This window comes from Segatella hominis, from assembly GCF_019249725.2.
Lineage (GTDB): Bacteria > Bacteroidota > Bacteroidia > Bacteroidales > Bacteroidaceae > Prevotella.
Map to the genome: position 1 here is coordinate 459,019 of NZ_CP137559.1, position 20,882 is coordinate 479,900.

Genomic DNA, 20,882 nt, shown 5'->3' on the forward strand with positions numbered 1-20,882 from the left:
GGAATTACGATTATGAAAGTAAATAAAAAACTATTTTGCTTTGCATTGGCTGCTATGGCGTTGTCTTCTTGTAACATGGACTACAATGAATATACAGCTTACGACAAGGAGTATATACAGCGCTCATTCAGCTATGTGGGTGGATTGATGACCACGATATACACAGATATCGATACAGACTGGGGCAATCTTTCGGGTGCCATGCTCTCTTCTGCAACAGATGAGTCGGAGTATAGCCACGATGGTAACTCCGTGGAAGATTTCTTCAATGGCAACTGGAGTGCATCTAATGCACACCAGACCATCTGGTCTTCTGCTTATCAGGGCATCACCTATTGCAATGAGGTTATTGACAACTGGTCTAATCTTGAGTTTGACCAGTTCAAGCTCAATACCGATTACGAGAAGCAGATGTTCCTCTACAATAACTATCAGTATGAGGCTCGTTGGGCACGTGCTTACTTCTATTTCACCCTGGTTCGCCAGTATGGCGGTGTTCCTTTCAAGGACCATAACACCACAGGTACAGAAGAAACAGCTCTGCCACGCACCAGTTCTGATGACATCTTCAACTTCATCATCAAGGAGTGTGATGACATCAAGGATAAGATTATCGAAGACTATGCCGGTAAATCGGATATGATTCTTTCTAAGGCAGAAACCGGTCGTGCCAACAAGTATGCAGTTCTTGCCTTGAAGGCTCAGGCAGCCCTCTATCATGCTTCACCTCTCTTCACCCAGGGTAAAACCGATGAGGAGAAGAAGAATCTCTGGGCTATCGCTGTGGCTGCCAACAAGGAACTGATTGATGCTGCTGAGGCTAAGGGTTATGGTTTGGCTACCAACCTGGAAGATCTTTGGGGTAAGGAATACTATTCAAATGTTTCCAGCACTAAGGAGATTCTCTTTGCCCGTCGTACTGCATCATCCAATACCTTCGAGGGCTACAACTTCCCTGTTGGTTATTCATCTGGTCAGGGTGGCAACTGTCCAACCCAGGACCTTGTAGATGCTTTCGAATGTACAGATGGTAAGAGCATTTCAGAGAGTCCTCTCTATGATGCGAATGATCCATACGCCAACCGCGATCCTCGACTTGCCAAGACAATTGTTGTGAATGGTGAGAAATGGCCAAACGACCTTGCCGATTACAATAGTGAGCATCCTACTATCGAAACCTATACAGGTGGTTATCACTCCCGTACAGGTAATGCGGCAGGTAAGTCATACGCTACTACCACCGGTTACTATCTGAAGAAATTCTGTAATGCCGATCAGATTCTCCGTGCCCGTTCTGGCGTAGCTGTTACTACCTCTCCTCACGGTTGGTTGACCTTCCGTATGGGTGGCATGTATTTGAACTATGCCGAGGCTCTTTATGAGTACTTCAAGGCATGTGGCAATGGAAATGCGGCAGATGCCAGTGGCGTTGTGGAATATACAGATGCAGAAGGCAATGCGCAGAGTGTGACAGTTCCTGCTTCTCAGACTGCAGCCAAGATGGCTAGCAAGACCCGTGAGCGTTCAAGCATGCCTGCTTTCGCTACAGGTATGACCAACGATGAGTTCTGGGCTGAGTATAAGAATGAGCGCCGCGTGGAGCTTGCCTTCGAGGGACACCGTTTCTACGACGTGCGTCGCTGGATGGAAGATGGCGATAAGTTCATGAACATCCACCGCATGGAAATCACCAAGAACGAGGATGGTACCTTTACTTATAAGAAGGTGGCTGTGACTCGTGGTGATGGACAGTGGCAGAGTAAATGGAATCTCTTCCCATTCAACCAGACAGAAATCATGAAGTCGGGTGGTGCCATTACCCAGAATCCTGGATGGTAATCCTCCAGCTTCCCAAAAGAACAAAGATTTTGAATCTCCTGTCAGAAATCATTTCGCCCACCTTCGGGTGGGCAGATGATTTGGGATAAGGACAACATATTAAAATCAAATTATTAACAACTAAACGTTTTAACAATGAAAAAGTTTACTTTTATTGCAATGCTTTTGGCTGTATTCGCAATGACAGCAAAGGCTCAGGTGATGGACAAGTACTTCTTCAAGGTGCCAACTGATAAGATGTCTGAGGGCTGGATTATCCAGGATGCAGGTAACTTCGCAGCAACACCTGGTAAGGACTACCTTGAGGTACAGAACAAGAAGAATGGTGGTCGTATGCTCAACTATTTCTGGAATGAGGCTGCATGGGCTGGTGTAGATCCTGCTACTCTTCCTAATCACACCTACAAGTTCACCATGGACTTGAACATGTCTAACATGGCTGCCCGTGCAGACATGGAGTTTACACTTCTTCCTGTAGGTATCTGTACTTCTTCTGATAATCGTGTAAGTACTCACAACTATCACTGGTACAAGGTTAACGAAGGTGATGACTATTTCTTCCGTTGGAGAGTAGGCGAGAAGCCTGCTGCCGCTAATGGTGATTACACTATTTGGATTAACGAGGAGCCAACAGCAAAGAACGACTGGAATCAGACTACAGAGGAGACTCTTACCCTCTCAAGCCAGAAGACTTACAAGTTTGCTGTTGCCATCAACACAGAAGCTAAGACTGCAACTTACACTATTGCAGATGAAGAAGGTACAGTGTTGAAGACAGGTGTTCATAACTATACATGTACAGAGGATCGTGCCGGTATCTTCGTATTCGGTATGAACGGTACTTCTACTCACCAGCTCTCTAACATCGGTCTTTCTTACGAGGCTGAGGGTCCATTCGCTCAGGAGCCTTCTGTAGATTTGTTTGCTGCTATCGGTGAGCAGCGTGCTTATTACGTAACCTTCCCAGAGGGTCATGTATTGCATTGGACTCAGCTCGGTGATGCTGAGGACCTTAGTAGTAATGCTTATGCTGATGGTGAGGAGTGTTCTGTAGCTTATGGTGATGCAACTGATACCCGCGAGATGGAGACCACCGGCGAAGGCGGTTCTAAGATTATCTTCTGCAACAAGTCTGGCCAGTTGAAGGTTTGGACAACTCTTGAGGATGACGAGACCAACAAGTCTAACGAGGTTGTCAACGACGTAGTTTGTGAGCAGATTACCATGCCTACACCATCTGCTTCAATTGTTAACGTAGAAGAGGGCTACAAGAAGGTTTATCAGATTGTGGCTGATAACTCTGAGACTTTGATGAAGCCTACAGTTACTATCCACTATAAGAAGACTGTTGATGGTCAAGTAGAGGAGGGTAAAGTGTTGACAGGTGAGACTATCACATTGGAAGGTAAGGGATCTTTGGAACTTTATTCATACGACGGTACCCACCCTGCAGATATGCCTTGGTATGCTCCATCAGAGAAGGTTACTGTAGAAAACGATGTTGAGTACGTAGTAGCTGATAAGAAGAACTACGCTTGGTCTAAGGAGGAGTGCGATGCAGCAAAGACTGGCTTCACTGTAACTGAGATTGTTGATAATGCCAACAAGTCACATTGGGACCGCGCTTATTCAACCCAGATGTATGGTTATGATGAAAATGGTAATGCTACAGCTTGTACAGATGCAGATGCTTCTAACTATGTATCTACCAAGAAGGGTCATGGTTTCTATGGTATGGAAAGTATTGGTACTAATGATGCCAAGTGGAATGTTCAGGTTCCTGAGGATGCAACAACAGCATTTGCTCCTTTGGCTCCAACTGCAGACTTCATTGCCAACTCTAAGTATGTAGCTTCTGCATGGAGCATCTTCCCACTCGAGGGTATCGTTTACTACAACACTGCTGTTACCAATGCTACTTTAAGTCTCGACGCTAAATATACATCTGATGATGCTAACAAGCCAAACTTCTACATCGTTCACACTCGTGGTGGTTACGACCGTCCTGACAAGGGTGATTGCAACAAGACAACTGTTTGTGTAGCAGGTGAGAATTTCAATCTCTTCCGTTACGATACAGCTCTCTGCGATGTAAAGGTAATGACTTATAAGGGCTTTGTGCCAGGCGTTTCTGGTATCAAGAATGTAAATACAGCAGAGACCTCAGCTTCAGCAGTGAAGAAGGTTGTTACTAAGAATGGTGTTGTTATCGTCAAGGATGGCAAGACATTCTCTGTAGCAGGTGCTCAGCTTAAGTAATTTGTTTCATAGATAAAGCATTGGCAATTATGGTTTCTATAATTTGCCGAGATTGAATCAATCATTTTCATGTAAAGGGATGCAGGGATGCATCCCTTTCTTTGTCTCTCTTTCTTGTCCTTCTCTTTCCTCTTTCCTTTTTTGTCTTCTTTCCTTTCTCTGTCTTCTTCTCTTTTTTGTCCTCTTTCCTCTTTCCCTTCCTCTCTCATTTCTCATTTGTAATTTCTAATTTGTCATTTTCTTGTCTTTCTCTTTTTCTTCTTTCCTTCTTTCCTTTTTTCTTATACCTTCTCATCTTTTCATTTTCTTTCTCCCTTTCTTCTTTTCTTCTTTCCTTCTTCCCCTTTGTTCCCTATTTTTTTGTTTTTCTCAAAATAAAAAGGTTAAATATCATATTTTATGGATGCTTTCTCAAATATTCTGTGTACTTTTGCCAACAAATCAGTTAAACCTGAATAAACAACAATAATCGACAAGAATCGATAATAAACAAGAATAAAACAATAAAACCTACAATAATGAATAAAAAACTACTCGCAACATCTGCTTTAGCATTGTTGGTAAGTATGGGAGCAAATGCCCAGCGCTTTACCGATAAGTTGGATCGTGGACTCATTGCAGTGCAAACCACAAATGGTGTGTACTGCTCTTGGCGTATCCAGGCCGATGAATACTATGATGTAAAGTACAATCTTTACAGAAATGGTATGAAATTAAATTCTGAACCCCTCGATGTTTCCAACTTTACAGATAAGTCTGGTTCATCAAGCAACACTTATACCGTAAAGGCAGTAGTGAATGGGGTAGAGCAGGCAGCTTCTAAGGCTGCTACTGTATTCAACTCAAATTATAAGGAAATAAAAATCCAGTATCCTGCTGCCCTGAAGTCAACTTATATCCCTAACGATGCCTGCTGCGCCGATGTGGATGGCGATGGCGAGTTGGAGATTCTGATGAAGTTCACCAACCAGCAGGAAGGTGAACAGCTTTATCCTAAGAATGGACCTACCATCAATGGCGTTGAGACCAAGGAATATACTATGCTGGCCTGTCTGAAGCAGGACGGTAAGATTCTCTGGTGGGTAAATTGTGGTCCTAACATGGGCGACTTCCAAAACAACGAGCAGAATATCGTAGGTTACGACTGGGATATGGACGGTAAGGCAGAAGTCGTAATGCGTCTCGAAGAAGGCTCTACCGTCCACATGGCTGATGGTACCACTTATACCATTGGTGCTGACGGCAAGAATGGTTCTACATGGACTAACTATCGCCAGCCAAAGGCTGAAGGAAGCGTAGAATGGTTTACCCACTATGGCAAGGAGTTCCTCTGGTATTGCGAGGGTGCTACGGGTAAGCCATACCAGTGCATAGATTTCCCATTGAAGCGTCTGGAAGCAGGCGAGACTGATTTGAAGACAGCTTGGGGTGATGGTTATGGTCATCGCAGCAGTAAGTACTTCTTCGGTGCTCCTTATCTGGATGGCAAGCATCCAAGCATCTTCCTGGGTCGTGGTATCTATACCCGCCACAAGTTTATCGCATACGATGTGGATCCTAATACTCATGCGCTGAATGTTCGCTGGAAGTGGACCAACAACCAGCCGGGTTCTCCTTGGTATGGACAGGGTTATCACAACTATATCATTGCCGATGTGGATTGGGATGGACGTGATGAGATAGTATGGGGTTCTATGGTTATCGACGATAATGGCAAGGGACTTTCCACTACTGGTCTCGGTCATGGCGATGCTCAGCATGTAAGTGATTTTAATCCTTATATCCATGGTCAGGAGATGTTTGCCTGCAACGAGGATGCTCCTTCCAACAACTATCGCGATGCAACTACCAGCAAGATATATTATCGCAAGACAGATACCAATGATGACGGTCGCTGCCTGGCTGGTAATTTCTATAATGACATTCCTGGTGCCGTAGGTCATAGTGCGCATGATACGCCTATATCTACCGTTACCAATGAACATGTATCTCCGAATACGAATGGTCTGAGCATGAACTTCCGTATCTACTGGGATGGCGATTTGCAGGAGGAATGCTTCAATAATACAGAGGTAACCAAGCCTGGACAGGGCACTATAGCAACCTTCACGGGCGCTTATTCCAACAATTCAACCAAGGCAACTCCTTGTTTTCAGGGCGATGTGTTCGGCGACTGGCGTGAGGAAGTTATTGAGCGTACTGCCGATAACAATATCCGCATCTATACCACTACGACTCCGACTCCTTGGCGCAACTACTCTCTGTGGTACGATCATCAGTATCGCAATGCGATGGTATGGCAGCCATGCGGTTACAACCAGCCTCCTCACGCTTCTTACTTCCTCGGTGAACTGGAAGGCATCACGATAGCTCCTCCACCACTCACCACTAGGGGTCGTGAAGAGGTAGGTTCTTCTATCTCTAAGTCTTTGGACGGCAAGCACGCTTTGCTTTCTACCAATGGCGATGCCACGGTAGCTGTGGCTGATGGTGCTGCTCCTGCTATCTTTATCGACAATGCTCCTTCATGGGTGCAGGGTACGGCTGCCAGCGAGTGCAAGGTAAAGGATACTGAAATCAAATATACCTACTATACTCATACCCTCACTGGCGGTGCTTTCTCTGGCAATATGCGCTTAGTGAAGCAGGGCGACGGTACACTCGTTCTTCCTAACGTAACCCAGACCTACACTGGCAAGACTGATGTATGGGCAGGTACGTTGCAGTTTGACGGAACGATGGAGAAGAGTCCGGTATGGCTGAACCGCTTTGCGGAGTTGAATTCCAACGGCGGTAACTTCAAGGGCGGTATCAAGGCCGACTATGGTTCTATCATCCGTCCGGGCGGTAAGGACCAGGTGGGTACGCTTATTACTTCTGATCTCCAGCTCGGTTTCGGTGCTCGCGTCATCTTCGATGTGAACGGCGGGAATGTAGATAAGCTCGTGGCTGGCAAGATGAGTATCGAAAAGAAGAACTGGGCGAACGGTCCTCAGTATTCAGCTCCAGTATTCGAGTTTACATCGGCTCCTCAGCCTGGTACCTATACACTGGCAGAGGTAGGCGAACTGACTGGCAAGTTGGCTGACATCACCGTGGAAGGCCTCTCTGGCGAGAAATACAGTTTAAAGTATGCTGATGGCAAGTTGACTATTAGGGTGAGCGATTCACGCGACAGCGAGTCTGTAGTCTGGACTGGTGCCAACGGTTCTATATGGGACCTGATGGAGTCTGAGAACTTCGCTTCTTCCGATAATAAATTCGTTTCAGGTGATAACGTAACCTTCAATGATGCAGCCGTTAAGACTGACGTAGAGATCAATGAGGACCTCGCTCCTGGCAACATCGTCTTCAACAATAACAGTAAGGTATATACCTTGTCTGGTAAGGGCGCTATCGAGGGCAATGGCTCTGTCACTTTGAAGGGTAAGAGTGCAGTCAATATCAAGAATACCAACCGATATACGGGCGGTACCTATATTGATGGCGGTTATCTCCGTCCAGCAACGCTTGCCAATAAGGATGGTCTCGAATATGGTTCGTTAGGTGCAGCCGACAATACCATTACCATGTCCAACCAAGGTAAGTTGTGGGTAAATGCTTCCATGACTTCTTCTCATCCGATTGTATTGGGCGAGAATGGCGGTCAGATAGAGACTTATACTGGTACAAACCTGATTGTGAATGGCGGTATCAGCAAGATGAATAAGGGAGCCAACCGTGATCTCTACAAGTTGGGTAGTGGTACACTGCAGCTCAACTGTGCAGCCGATTTCGACAAGCTCTATATCAATGCCGGAACAGTCTATGACTTCCAGGATGCCCATTTCAATGGCAAGACGATTGTGCTGAATGGCAGCAAGGTGGTGCTGCAGGCTTCCAACAGTATCTACAGCAACAACTCGGATAATGTGAATATCGAGGTGCCTAAGGGTAAGTCGGGAATTTGGTATCCTGATGGGCGTTGTGACTATACAGGTAAGCTGACCGGCGAGGGAACCATCGACATCTATGGTACTTGGATCCGCTGTTCTTTCAAGGGCGACTGGAGCAAGTTTGCCGGAACCATCAATGCAAAGCGCGGCACCAAGAATGCTTACGAGCCAGTATTTGATTTCAACAATGCTTATGGTATTCCATTGGCAACGCTCAATGTAGATTCACGTTTCACCAAAGACTATGCATTCTGTACCAACGGCAAGAGTTTTGCTATCGGTGCCTTGACAGGTTCCGGCTATATCAGTAATGGTGGAAACTTCGGTTCTGGTACCAATACTTTGACGATTGGTGGCAAAAATACGAACTTTGAGTTCAAGGGTTCTATCAATGGTAGCCATGTGGTGAAGAATGGTACGGGTATCTGGACCATCTCCAGTGAGAATGTACTTGCCAATGCCAAGTCGCTGAAGATTCTTGATGGATTCGTGAAACTGAACAAGGCAACTGCGACTACATCTATGACTTCTCCAACCATCCTCAATATTCAGGGTGCCGGTGAGCTTTGTGGCGTGGGTTATGCATACGGTATCAACCTTTTGAATGGCGGTACCTTGCGCCCAGGAACTAATAAGCCTACAGCTCAGACCAGCAATACGGGCGTTATCAATATCCAGAAGAACCTGGTAGCCTACGATGGTTCCAGCATTTATGTGAACAGGGCCAAGGCTGATTCTCTCGTTGTCAATGCATATACAGGAAGCAAGAGTCTCGGCTGGGCATATCTGAAGGTAGGTGGCAATGCTACTCTGAATGGTACCATCTATGTCACATACAATGCGAATGGTTGGACTCCAGCTGAGGGTGACTATGTGCGTGTTGTTGACTGTGCTGGCACAATCAGCGGTACTCCTACATTTGACTTGCAGGCGCTCCCTGCTGGTTTGGGTTGGGATACAAGCAAGTTCCTTACAGAGGGAGTAGTCTATGTAGCCAATGCTACAGGTATCCGTGAGATTGGTTTTGATGCTGGTTCATTCCAGGCAGAAGTCTATACGCTCAACGGCTTCCGCATGACAAGTTTGCAGACTTCTATGGCTACCTTGCAGAGCGACTTGAAGAGTCGTGGCTTGGCTCCTGGCTTGTACATTGTCCGTACTGCTAAGGGAACTATCAAGGTTACCTTGAAGTAATCCAAGAAAAATTTTCAGTAAAGACTTTAGTTTGCTGGTTATAATATAGTTAATGAAATCTAAACGAGGGTGTGTCATAAGTCTATGGCACGCCCTCTTATTTTCTCATTTCTCCTTTCTCATTTTATCGTCTTTCTCACTTCATTATCCCTTTTTACTTTTTTACCTTTAAAAAACCCTTTTTACCTTTTTACCTTTAAAAAAGCCCCTGCCAAAAAATAGAGAAAAATAAGCAAAATATAAAGCGAAAATTGCATTATTTTTTTTACTTTTGCAGAGAAATTCTAAATTTATAATAAATGTCTGAAAAGACAATCTACTGATGGGAAAAAGACAATTATATATTTTTTCGCTTCTTTCTGTCTTCAGCGCATTTGGAAATAATTGCGCTTATGGACAGGAGAGTAGTGTCTATAGACAGGAGAGAAACGTCTATGAACAGAATGGTTTCGCTTATGGTCAGCAAAATAGTGCATTTGGGCAGAAATCTTCACAATTTCCGATGGAACGTCTCGACCGTGGACTGGTAGCTTTGCCGGCTGCCGGAAAGGGGATTTTTCTCAGTTGGCGACTCCTCGGTACAGACAGCAAGAATGTCTGTTTTGATATAGAGCGGGATGGAAAAGTGATCGCTCATCATATCCGGGCAACCAACTTTACTGACGTAAAAGGTTCTCCTGCACATTCTTATCGCCTGATCAGTTATCAGGATGAGCCGAAGATGGGTGCCCCGATGCAACGGGAGGTTTCTAAACCAGTGAAGCCTTGGACGGATCTGTATAAGTCGCTGCCCATCCACCGTCCTGAGGGCGGGACTGCTCCCGACGGCAGGGTCTATACCTACTCTCCAAACGACTGTAGCGTGGGCGATGTGGATGGCGACGGCGAGTATGAACTGATTGTGAAATGGGACCCTTCCAACTCCCATGACAATTCCCACGATGGCTATACGGGCGATGTAATCTTCGACTGTTATAAGCTCGACGGAACCCAGCTTTGGCGCATCAATCTTGGCAAGAATATCCGTGCCGGTGCCCACTATACCCAGTTCTTGGTTTTCGACTTTGATGGCGATGGAAAGTCTGAAATGATTTGCAAGACTTCTGCTGGAAGTGTCGATGGACAGGGCTCCTTCGTCAGCGAATCGGCTACTGATGCAGAGATCCGTTCGCTCGATAATGCGGTAGATTATCGCAACAATCGGGGACGTATCAAGAATGGTCCGGAACTGCTCACGGTCTTCAATGGTGAGACGGGTAAGGCGATGCATACCATCTGGTACAATCCTAACAGGGCTTTCGGTGTGGGCAGGCAAGTGGCTGAGGGTGAACGACTTGAGGCTGATGGGTTCCCTGCTTATTCGTCTGTTTGGGGCGATAAAGACAACTATGGCAACCGTGGCGAAAGATACCTCGCTGGCGTGGCTTATCTCGATGGGGCAGCCCATCGCCCGAGTGCCGTGATGTGCCGAGGATACTACACCCGCTCTTATCTCTGGGCAGTGGATTTTGATGGTAAACATCTGAAGACGAAGTGGTTGCACGCCTCTCTTACGCCTCACGACTGGGTGGTGATGGATGGCGATGGCAAGGTAATCAAGGAGGCGCATGGGCTCTCGGCGACGGCCTTTGCACAGGGCGCCCATAGTCTGGCAGTTGGCGATGCGGATGGTGATGGATGCGACGAGATAACCTATGGTTCGGCAGCCATCAATCACGATGGAAGTCTGTTGTATTCCACGGGGCTCGGTCATGGTGATGCGCTCCATCTCTCTGATCTCGACCCAGACAGACCGGGGTTGGAAGTCTTTATGGTACACGAAGAGAAGCCTTATGGTTCTGATTTTCGGGATGCCCGTACTGGCGAGATTCTCTACCGTACGCTGGATAGAGACGATACCGGAAGGGGTGTGGCTGCGGATATTGACGGGCGTCATCGGGGCTTTGAAATGTGGAGCTTAGACAGTAAGGAAGTAAGGGATTGTCATGGAAAAGTGATTGCTAACGACCCTTCCAAAATGCCGGCGATGAACTTCAGAATCTACTGGGATGGCGACCTGCAGGACGAACTGCTTGCCAATGGTCGCAGACCGCATTTTGCTCCGTACCTGCAGAAGTGGAACGGAAAGAAGGCGGTGCCGCTGCCTTTGAGCAATGGCAAACACCTCTGCGATATGGGGCATTCTGTGAGCAACAACTGGACGAAGGCTACTCCTAATCTGCAGGCTGATATCTTCGGTGACTGGCGTGAGGAGGTGATCTATTGGGACGAGAGCGATGCCTCTCATCTGAATATTTTCACTACGAATATCCCGACGGAATACCGCATCCCTACGCTCATGCACGATCACATCTATCGCCTGAGTGTGGCTTGGCAGAATGTGGGGTACAACCAGCCGCCACATCTCGGTTTTTATTTAGAGGAGAAAGATTGGAAAATCAAATAAAGTCTTTAAAGGGGAAGCCTAAGTGAAAAGATGGTGAACTCTGATGAAGCCTAAGTGAAAAGTTGGTGAACTCGAAAGGGAACTAAAGTGAAAAGTTGGTGAACTTGAAAGTGAGCCTAAGTGAAAAACTGGTGAAAATAGAAAATAAAAATATAAATAAATAATGAAAAAAATATTGTTTGCAATGTCGCTGATGGCGGCAACAACTGCTTCTTTTGCCCAGGTGGCAAAACCGATGGAAGATGTTAACCATGTGATTGATAATACGGTGGACAGTCTCAACAAGGCGATGACCGCCCGAATCCAACCGGGAACCAGCAGAAAGGGCAATAATCCTGTGCTCTTCCTGATAGGCAACTCTACCATGCGCAACGGTACGCTCGGCAATGGTAACAACGGTCAGTGGGGCTGGGGCTACTACGAACATGAGTTCTTTGACGAGAATAAGATTACGGTAGAAAATCAGGCACTCGGAGGCATGAGCAGCCGTACTTTCTACAACCGTCTCTGGCCGGATGTGCGCAAGGGAATCAAGGCTGGCGACTGGGTGATCATCTCCATCGGCCATAATGATAACGGTCCTTACGATAGCGGTCGTGCGCGTGCCAGCATCCCTGGAATCGGCAAGGATTCGCTCAATGTCACCATCAAGGAGACGGGCGTGAAGGAGACTGTCTATACCTACGGCGAGTATATGCGCAAGTATATCAACGACTGCAAGGCGCTCGGGGCTCATCCTATCCTGATGTCGCTTACTCCTCGTGATGCCTATGATGAGAATGATAAGATTGTACGCGTGAATAAGACTTTCGGTCTCTGGGCGAAGCAGGTGGCAGAGCAGGAGGGCGTTCCTTTCGTAGATCTGAATGAGATTTCGGCTGCCAAACTCGACAGTTACGGTCATTGGAAGGAAAAGTATCACTTCTTCAAGGACCATATCCACACCTCCCGTTTCGGTGCGATGATGAATGCCCGTTCGGCTGCTGAGGGATTGGCAGAGAGTAAGGACCCAAGTCTGGCTCCGTTGCAGGCGATGATGATCAATGTGGCTCTGCCGGTGGAGAATTTTCAGCGAGAGAAGGGCAAACCGGTGGTTTTCTTTACTGGCGACAGTACCGTAAAGAATGCTGACAAGGAAGAGGATGGTATGTGGGGCTGGGGCTCTCAGGCTTATACCATTTTCAATCCTAAGAAGATTACTTGTGTGAATGCTGCCAAGGCGGGTCGCAGCAGCCGTTCCTACCTCAATGAGGGCAGATGGGAGAAGGTATATAACAGTCTGCAGCCGGGCGACTACGTGCTCATTGAGTTCGGTCATAACGACATCTGTTCCTTGACCGATAAGAAGATGCGCGGTTCCATCCCTTGTGCTAAGGATACCTGCAATGTCTATCAGATGCAGGAGAGCAAGCAGTTTGAGGTAGTTTATTCTTTCGGCTGGTATCTGAAGAAGTTCATTCAGGACGTTTACGAGAAGGGCGCTCATCCTATTTTGGTTTCCCTGACTCCTCGCAATGAGTGGCCACATGGCAAGATGGAGCGTCGCAACGATACCTATGGCAAGTGGTACAGAGAGGTGGTGGCTGAGACCGAAGTTCCTTTCCTCGACCTCCACAATATCGCTGCCGATTCTTATGATAAGATAGGTAAGGAGAAAGTGAAAGAATATTACAAGAAAGATCATACGCACACCTCTCTCAAGGGTGCTCGTCATAATGCAAAGTGTGTGGCGAAAGGATTGAAAAAGATGAAGAGTCCTTTGGCTAAATATTTGAAATAATAATTTTGAATGAAATATATGACAACAAAATATTTTTTCTACTCTGGCCTGCTGATGTTGGTTTCAGCTGCTGGTAATGCTTCTGCTGGCACTGCTTCTGCATTTACTGGCACTGCTTCTGCATCAGTCCGAGATACGATTTCTCTCGACAGAGGTTGGCAGTTCCATCGTGGGGATGTTTCCGACGTGAATATGTTGAAGAATTTGCAGGCTAACGATGAGGTGGTCAACCTTCCTCACGATTTCCTGATCGGACAGGACTGGGTGGCTCCTGATGCCAGCGAACGTCCTGATAATAGTGATGCTGGTAGCAATGTTCGCAGCCGTTTGAGTCCACGTGGCTTCAAGGAAATGGGTATCGGCTGGTATCGCTATGAACTGACTCCGAAGGCTGAGTGGAAGGGCAAGCGCATTCTCCTCGATTTCCAGGGCATCATGCTCGTGGGCGATGTTTACCTCAATGGTAAGCGGATAGGTGGTACTGACTATGGTTACCTCGGCTTTGATGTAGATGTGAGCAAGTTGCTCAAGTTTGGCGAAGTCAATGAGATTGCAGTGAAGGCAGATACCCGCAATCCGAACAACTCCCGCTGGTTTACCGGTGCAGGTCTTTATCGGGATGTCAATCTTATCGTCACCGACAAGGATTTGTATTTCCCTCGCCATCCACTCTTCATCCGTACCGTCAACAATCAGGAAGTAAAGATTCGTGCAAACATCTTCAACCAGCAGAAAAAGGTGAAGGCTCCTGGAACTTTTATTCCTGTAGAAGTCAGAATCTTGGATGCTGACGGCCATGTTGTGGCGCAGCAGAAAACGGATGTGGATTTCAATGCCAAGTGGCGTGACAGAGAGTATGAACTGCCGGCTATCAAGATAGAGAATGCCAAACTCTGGTCGTGCGATACACCTTATTTATATACTGCCGAGGTTACGCTTTACGATAACGAGGGAAAGGTGGCTGACCAGATACGAGAACCCTTTGGTGTGAGAACCATCGAGATGAATCCGCAGCATGGTCTGCTCGTTAATGGCAAGAAGGTGCTCCTGCAGGGTTTTGCCAATCATCATACGCTCGGTGCGTTAGGTGCAGCAGCCTATCCACGTGCCATTGAGAAGCGACTCAAGATGATGAAAGAGTTCGGATTCAATCATGTGAGAACTTCCCATAATCCCTATAGCGAAGACTTTCTTAGACTTTGCGACAGATTGGGTATTCTCGTAGTGGATGAACTCTATGATAAGTGGTTGGCGCAGTATGCCGGTGGCAGAGTAGATTGGGAGAGTCTCTGGCAGAAGGATATTCCTGAATGGGTGAAGCGAGATAGAAATCATCCGTCTGTGGTGCTCTGGAGTTTGGGTAATGAACTGCAGCAGTATTCCAATCTGCCTTTCAATGACTGGGGTGTGACGGCTTATGAACTGCAGAAGCAACTGCTCCATCGCTACGACGACACCCGTCTCACTACCGTGGCCATGCATCCGCGCTATCGCAATCTGGATACCGATTCCATTCCAGCTGATCTGGCTGTGGCAACCGAGGTGAATTCCTATAATTATAGGTATATGTACTTCCCTGGCGACATGAAGCGCTATCCGGAAAAGACGTTCTATCAGAGTGAGGCGAGCACGGCTGCGATGGGTCCTAACTTCTATGAGATGGACCGCGATAAGGTGCTCGGGTTGGCTTACTGGGGTGCCATCGACTATCTGGGCGAGAGTATGGGATGGCCTGTTAAGGGCTGGAATCAGGGTGTTTTCGACCTGTCTCTGCAACCGAAACCGGATGCTTATTTCGTGAAAAGTATGTTCTCTGACGAGCCTACTGTGCATATCGGCATCATCGAGAAGGCTGGTGGCAATGTGCAGTGGAACGGCATCAATGTTTCGGCTGGTAAGCTTTCTGAGAACTGGAACCGGGAGGCAGGTGAGAAGGTTTCGCTCTATACCTATACCAATGGTGACGAGGTGGAGCTATTCCTGAACGGTAAGAGTTTAGGTGTGAAGAAGAACAGTGACGACCCTAAGTTGCGTGCCCGTATCAAGTGGGACGGCATCGCTTATGCGCCTGGCACTCTGCTGGCTGTGGCTCGGAAGAATGGCAAGGTTGTGGCTCGTCATCAGATAGAGACTACGGGCGAGGCTGTGGCGCTGAAGATGGTGCCTGATGCTGAAACCTGGCATGCTGACGGACAGGATCTGATGCACGTGAGAGTGTATGCCGTAGATAAGAAAGGCAGGAGAGTGATGAACCTGAAGGATAAGAACGCCTTCAGCAAGTTGACTTTCACGGTGAAGGGCGACGCGGATATCGTGGCGGTGGATAACGGAAATATTAATTCGGATGAGTTGCACGTGGGCAAGAAGCAGTTGAACAAGACTGCCGAGCGTGCGCTCTATCAGGGTTCTGCGCTTGTAATCTTAAGAGCTGGAACTCAGCCGTCTAAGGTTGAATTGACAGTTGCTTGCGAGAATGCGGTGTCTGGCGTTCAGTCTGCTGCTTCTGGTCATCAGTCTGCTGCATCTGGCGTTCAGAAAAGCAATCTTAAAACAAAGAGAATCGTATTAGTCACAAAATAGTGTTTTGAAAAAGTTCCTTGAAATCTTTTATTAAAAGGTTTTTTGGAACTTTTTTAATGGTTCCTGTTTTTTTTATGGTTCTTGATTTTTAATGGTTCCTGATTTTTTAATGGGGTTCCTGAACTTTTTAATGTGGTTCCTGAACTTTTTCAAAGTGGGGACTATAACTTTCAAGGGGTTCTTGAATATCTTTCTTTAGCCTTTATTCGCTTGTTTATGCACAAAAAAAACTGAATAAACTGAAATTGACATCGCTTAGAGTAGTAAAAAACTGTTTTTTATATCTAATTTTGTCCCGATAGGGTATAAAATTGGTTAAAAAATATAGGCTACTCCCGATAGGGTATAATTTTAAGAGCACAGTATTAGGATACTCCCGATAGGGTATAAAATGGTTATAAATGTGGGCATTTATCATGATTTTCGTGATTTGTGCCCATTTTTTATTGATAGTTATTTGCTTTGTATTGAAAGTTTTATTATTTTTGCATCCGAAAACGATTTGTGTCAAACTTACACCTTTTTGAGGGAGTTAGTTTTTCAATCGTATATATATCACAGAAGTTTCGCATGTGGTTTAAGTACGGGCTGAAGGCCCAAAAGCTCCTACCCAGGGCAAGGGGCTTCTGTCCTTTACCTTTCCGCTATGCGCCGGTGACCGTTGGTTCTAGGCGTGTGGAGCTTACAAACGAAACTTGAGTATATCAGAATAATTAAATGCAACAATATAACTATAAAATACCTAATAAAATGATGAAAAAAAGAATTTTTTCTGCAGTCTTACTCTCTGCCGCAATGTTTGCTCCTGCTGCGTTGCAGGCTTCGGCTATGGCTGCCACGGCTTCTTCAGCCAAGTCTGCTGGTGCTTCTACCAAGGCTTCTTCAGCGAAGTCTAAGAGTTCAGCATCCCAGAAATCCAAAGTTCTGGACAATGGTTATCCTTTTGTTCAGGTACCCTTTACCAGTGTGAAAATCGCTCAGAATACCTTTTGGGGTGCGCGTCTGAAGGCTGCCCGAGAGGTGACTGTGCCGTTGGCTTTCAGCAAGTGTGAGAGCGAGCACCGCTACAAGAATTTTGAGATGGCTGCCTATACCTTGCAGCATCCCGGACATGCCGGTCTCGATACCAAGGAGTGGGACGTGAGCAAGTTTATGGGCTTCTCTTTTGATGATACCGATGTCTATAAGACCATCGAGGGAGCCAGCTATATCCTGCAGACCTATCCCGACAAGAAGATGAAGGCCTATATCGACAGTGTGCTCAATGTGGTGGGCGCTGCGCAGGAGCCTGACGGATATCTCTATACCGCTCGTACCATCAATCCGAAACATCCTCACGGCTGGTCGGGCGCTACCCGCTGGAGCAAGGTGGAAGTGCTGAGCCATGAGCTTTATAATCTCGGTCACATGGTGGATGCAGCCTGCGCCCATTATCAGGCTACGGGCAGCAGAAAATTCCTCGATATTGCCAAGCGATATGCCGACTGTGTGATCAGGGAAGTGGGTCCTCAAGCCGGTCAGCACAGGGTTGTGCCGGGTCATCAGATAGCCGAAATGGCACTTGCCCGCCTCTACACCCTTACGGGCGAAAAGAAGTATCTCGACGAGGCTAAATACTTCCTCGATGCCCGCGGTACTACCTCTATCCACGATGCCTATAGCCAGAGCGATAAGCCTATCCTGAAGCAGAACGAGGCTTGGGGACATGCCGTGCGTGCCGGATATATGTATGCCGGAATCGCTGATGTGGCTGCCCTGACGCGTGATTCGGATTATATCAAGACCATCGACCGCATCTGGAACAATATCGTTTCCAAGAAGTATTATCTCACGGGCGGTGTGGGTGCCCGTCATGCCGGAGAGGCTTTCGGAGCCGACTATGAGTTGCCTAACATGACTGCCTACAACGAGACTTGCGCTGCCATTGCCCAGGTGTATCTCAATGAGCGCATGTTCCTCCTGCATGGCGAGAGCAAGTATATCGACTGTCTGGAGCGCACACTTTATAATGGTGTGATTTCGGGCATGAGCATGGACGGAGGCCGCTTCTTCTATCCGAACCCATTGTCGAGCGATGGCAAATACAAGTTTAATGCCGACGGTACCACCACCCGCCAACCTTGGTTTGGCTGTGCCTGCTGCCCGAGCAATCTGAGCCGTTTCATCCCTTCATTGCCGGGTTATCTCTATGGCGTGAAGGACAAGGATATCTATGTGAATCTCTTTGCCGGAAATACTTCTACCATCCAGGTGATGGGCAAGGAAGTGGTGCTGGAGGAGACTACTGAGTATCCTTGGAATGGCGATATCAAGATTGTGGTAAAGAAGAGTGGTGTGAAGGGTGCCAATCTGCTGGTGCGCATTCCTGGATGGGTTCGCAATCAGGTGGTTCCGAGCGACCTTTATAAGTATAGTGATGCCGAGCAACCTGCTTATAGCGTGAGCGTGAACGGCAAGGCTGTGGAGGCTGATCTGGCTGCCAACAAGGGTTATCTGCCTGTGAAGAATATCAGGAAGGGTGATGTGATCCGCATCCATTTTGATATGCCTGTACGCACGGTTGTGGCTAACGGAAAAGTGGCTGACGACAGAGGCAAGGTGGCAGTAGAGCGTGGTCCATTAGTGTATTGCGCAGAGGCAGTGGATAATGATGGTGCTCCTGTTCTTCGCTGCGTTGTAGCCAAGAATCCAGCTTTTTCTGTGATAGATGGTTATAGCATTTCAAATACAGAGACTAAGGGTGCTCCTGCGTTCTCAGTGAAGGCTATCCAGACCGCTGCTCAGGTGCTCGATCAGGCTGCTGATGGCAAGGTTTCCGTGAAGAATCAGAAGCTCACTTTGATTCCTTATTATGCTTGGAATCATAGAGGAGCCAATCAGATGAATGTCTGGTTCTATCAGGATTTGCAGGCTTTGGAGAAGTAGGTCTCATCGATTCATTTTTTATTCATCGGATGACACGGAATTTATTCGGAGGTTTCCTGCTGCGGCGATTACTCACGGATTTTCGCGGATGCGACCTGTTCGGTCGATACAGATACCCCCTGAGAGTGGACAAAGCGATTCACCAGAGATCCCATAAAAATCTGTGAAAATCTGTGAAATCTGTGGGACAAAAAACTTCCACGAAGAAAAATCTGCGTCATCTGCGAAATCTGCGTGACAAACTAATAGCAGCTCCTTTGGGGCGCCAGCTATTGGCCAGCGGCCAAATATCTGCGAAAATCCGTGAGTAATCCGAAGAGCAAGAATGTTCCGATAACTCCGTGAAATCCGATGAAGAAAAATCGATGAAGAAAAATTTTGATGAAATAAAAAAAAAGAGGATGTGTCATGAATTTCTGACACACCCTCTTTTGGTTTTCAGCCCTTTTCGGCTTTGTCTTTCAGCCTTTGTCGGCTGCACTCATTTGATTTTACAGACTGCACGAAGTAATACCCAAAGTGGTAGCCAATGCAGTGAGTACGCTGATCGCGATTTGCAGAATTGTTTTCCAAGTTTCTTTCTTCATTTGTTTAGTTTTTAAAGGGTTAATAATGAATGAATTAGCAGTTTATGCTGCGATTTTGGTGAGAAGGAGAGGTAGGGATTACTTCAAATCATAGGATCCGTCGTCACTTCCGCTTCCCTCAGTGTTGCCACCGGATGGGTTGCTTCCGCTTCCCTGAGAACCGCCCTGAGAACCGCTTCCCTCGGTTCCTGTGTTAGAACCTCCGCCTTGCGTTGAGCCGCCCTGATTTGGGTCTCCGCCCTGATTTGGGTCATCGCCATTAGTATTACCGGTATCTTCGGTGTTTTCGTAGGCGTTGTACTCCTCGATACGACACTTCTTGCGAAGTTCTGTGTTGCTCCAGGACTTGGTATTGCGCAGGATGAGGTGAACGCCCTCTACACTGGCAGCAGAAACCTTGTCCTTAGACTCCACACCCTTGGAAGTCATGCCGATGGAGAAGAGACCGAGGTCGGCGAAACGTACGCTCTTGCCGTCGAGGATGAGTTCCTGCAGGCAGTCGAGTGTGTCCATCAAAACTCCGTGGACAGTGCCTCGGGAGTAAGGAGAGTTGTGCTCGGATACGTGGGTCACGAAATCCTCAAAGCTCACTTCTCGGTCGGTTACGGTGGTGGCGTACCACATTTTCTTGTTTGCATTTTCTCCACTCTGTGGAGTGCGAGTAATTTTACGATACTTCAATGTTCCTCGTTTTGCCATAATTTTTTAGTTTTTAAAGGGTTAATAATATAAATATGTGAATGAATTTTTCTCTTTCAGACAGAAGAACCAGTCATGCTTCTTGTTCTGATTTCTGATGCAAAGGTACTGCTTTTTTCTTTTGCAGCCAAATTAAATCGCCGAGTTATGTGAGTTTTGAAAATAATCAAATGTTAAAAACTGTAAAGTATAGTTTTGTGGGGCGCAAATCTATATTTTTCCTTTTCTTAAACTATGTTTTTTCATATTGTAAGCATTGTTATGTGCCTATATATCAGAATTATACCATCTTGATTATTCCTTTCTTATCTCATTTATCTTTGATTTTACTTTCAATCTGTAATCTTCTCTGAAAAACTCCTTAGAAACTCAAAAAATCCTTTTTAAAGATACTTGTTTCTTTTTCTCAGATCAAAGCCTGATTTTCTGAAATTCTTTCCTGTTTTTCAAGAAAATCTTGGTTTTTACTTGAAAATCTTGATTTTTTTCCAAACAAAGAACAGTCTTGAGCGATGTCAATTTCAGTTTATTCAGTTTTTTTTGTGCCTATTATTTTTCGAAACAGAATGTATATTATATTATTATATATATATAATATATAATATAAAAAATATCATTTCAATTAGTAAGTAGAGAGA

General features: G+C 46.4%; 10 protein-coding genes. 7 read left to right on the forward strand and 3 right to left on the reverse strand.

Annotation, left to right across the window (positions count from 1 at the left end; translation table 11 throughout):
* Positions 1–12 precede the first annotated feature (12 nt).
* Positions 13–1,839, forward strand: coding sequence for a RagB/SusD family nutrient uptake outer membrane protein (locus KUA50_RS01835; RefSeq protein WP_218457446.1), 1,827 nt, complete (start codon positions 13–15; stop codon positions 1,837–1,839).
* 135 nt (positions 1,840–1,974) lie between these two features.
* The gene (locus KUA50_RS01840) at positions 1,975–4,098 is read left to right on the forward strand and encodes a hypothetical protein (RefSeq protein ID WP_218457445.1); all 2,124 of its coding nucleotides are present in this window, start codon (positions 1,975–1,977) and stop codon (positions 4,096–4,098) included.
* On the opposite strand, the gene KUA50_RS01845 is transcribed toward KUA50_RS01840, so the two are convergent.
* Positions 4,086–4,307 carry a hypothetical protein gene (locus KUA50_RS01845; RefSeq protein ID WP_218457444.1) on the reverse strand — a complete coding sequence of 74 codons (222 nt, stop codon included), beginning with the start codon at positions 4,305–4,307 and terminating at the stop codon, positions 4,086–4,088. The two genes, KUA50_RS01840 and KUA50_RS01845, sit on opposite strands and share 13 nt — an antisense overlap.
* Before the next feature lie 309 nt (positions 4,308–4,616).
* Between KUA50_RS01845 and KUA50_RS01850 the strand changes: the two genes are divergently transcribed.
* From KUA50_RS01850 to KUA50_RS01870, 5 genes are all read left to right on the forward strand, one after another.
* Positions 4,617–9,227: an autotransporter-associated beta strand repeat-containing protein gene (locus KUA50_RS01850; protein WP_218457443.1), complete on the forward strand. Its 4,611-nt coding sequence runs from the start codon at positions 4,617–4,619 to the stop codon at positions 9,225–9,227.
* Between the two features lie 322 nt (positions 9,228–9,549).
* Entirely contained in the window at positions 9,550–11,673 is a 2,124-nt protein-coding gene (locus tag KUA50_RS01855; protein WP_256624310.1) for a rhamnogalacturonan lyase, read from the forward strand.
* Between the two features lie 163 nt (positions 11,674–11,836).
* Positions 11,837–13,453 carry a rhamnogalacturonan acetylesterase gene (locus tag KUA50_RS01860; protein ID WP_413777439.1) on the forward strand — a complete coding sequence of 539 codons (1,617 nt, stop codon included), beginning with the start codon at positions 11,837–11,839 and terminating at the stop codon, positions 13,451–13,453.
* A gap of 18 nt (positions 13,454–13,471) precedes the next feature.
* Positions 13,472–16,033 carry a glycoside hydrolase family 2 TIM barrel-domain containing protein gene (locus KUA50_RS01865; RefSeq protein WP_256624309.1) on the forward strand — a complete coding sequence of 854 codons (2,562 nt, stop codon included), beginning with the start codon at positions 13,472–13,474 and terminating at the stop codon, positions 16,031–16,033.
* Positions 16,034–16,861: 828 nt separating this feature from the next.
* The gene (locus KUA50_RS01870) at positions 16,862–18,958 is read left to right on the forward strand and encodes a glycoside hydrolase family 127 protein (RefSeq protein ID WP_218457478.1); all 2,097 of its coding nucleotides are present in this window, start codon (positions 16,862–16,864) and stop codon (positions 18,956–18,958) included.
* A gap of 491 nt (positions 18,959–19,449) precedes the next feature.
* Here KUA50_RS01870 and KUA50_RS01875 read toward each other — a convergent pair whose 3' ends face one another.
* Both KUA50_RS01875 and KUA50_RS01880 read right to left on the reverse strand, forming a co-directional pair.
* The gene (locus tag KUA50_RS01875) at positions 19,450–19,545 is read right to left on the reverse strand and encodes a smalltalk protein (RefSeq protein ID WP_178035995.1); all 96 of its coding nucleotides are present in this window, start codon (positions 19,543–19,545) and stop codon (positions 19,450–19,452) included.
* A 78-nt stretch (positions 19,546–19,623) separates the two neighbouring features.
* On the reverse strand, positions 19,624–20,244 hold the full coding sequence (locus KUA50_RS01880) for an HU family DNA-binding protein (RefSeq protein ID WP_218457442.1): 621 nt from the start codon (positions 20,242–20,244) through the stop codon (positions 19,624–19,626).
* Positions 20,245–20,882: the final 638 nt, after the last annotated feature.

Coding starts and splice junctions, on each gene's coding strand:
- KUA50_RS01835 (WP_218457446.1), top strand. CDS start 13: ATGAAAGTAAATAAAAAACTATTTTGCTTTGCATTGGCTGCTATGGCG.
- KUA50_RS01840 (WP_218457445.1), top strand. CDS start 1,975: ATGAAAAAGTTTACTTTTATTGCAATGCTTTTGGCTGTATTCGCAATG.
- KUA50_RS01845 (WP_218457444.1), bottom strand. CDS start 4,307: ATGAGAGAGGAAGGGAAAGAGGAAAGAGGACAAAAAAGAGAAGAAGAC.
- KUA50_RS01850 (WP_218457443.1), top strand. CDS start 4,617: ATGAATAAAAAACTACTCGCAACATCTGCTTTAGCATTGTTGGTAAGT.
- KUA50_RS01855 (WP_256624310.1), top strand. CDS start 9,550: ATGGGAAAAAGACAATTATATATTTTTTCGCTTCTTTCTGTCTTCAGC.
- KUA50_RS01860 (WP_413777439.1), top strand. CDS start 11,837: ATGAAAAAAATATTGTTTGCAATGTCGCTGATGGCGGCAACAACTGCT.
- KUA50_RS01865 (WP_256624309.1), top strand. CDS start 13,472: ATGACAACAAAATATTTTTTCTACTCTGGCCTGCTGATGTTGGTTTCA.
- KUA50_RS01870 (WP_218457478.1), top strand. CDS start 16,862: ATGGCTGCCACGGCTTCTTCAGCCAAGTCTGCTGGTGCTTCTACCAAG.
- KUA50_RS01875 (WP_178035995.1), bottom strand. CDS start 19,545: ATGAAGAAAGAAACTTGGAAAACAATTCTGCAAATCGCGATCAGCGTA.
- KUA50_RS01880 (WP_218457442.1), bottom strand. CDS start 20,244: ATGGCAAAACGAGGAACATTGAAGTATCGTAAAATTACTCGCACTCCA.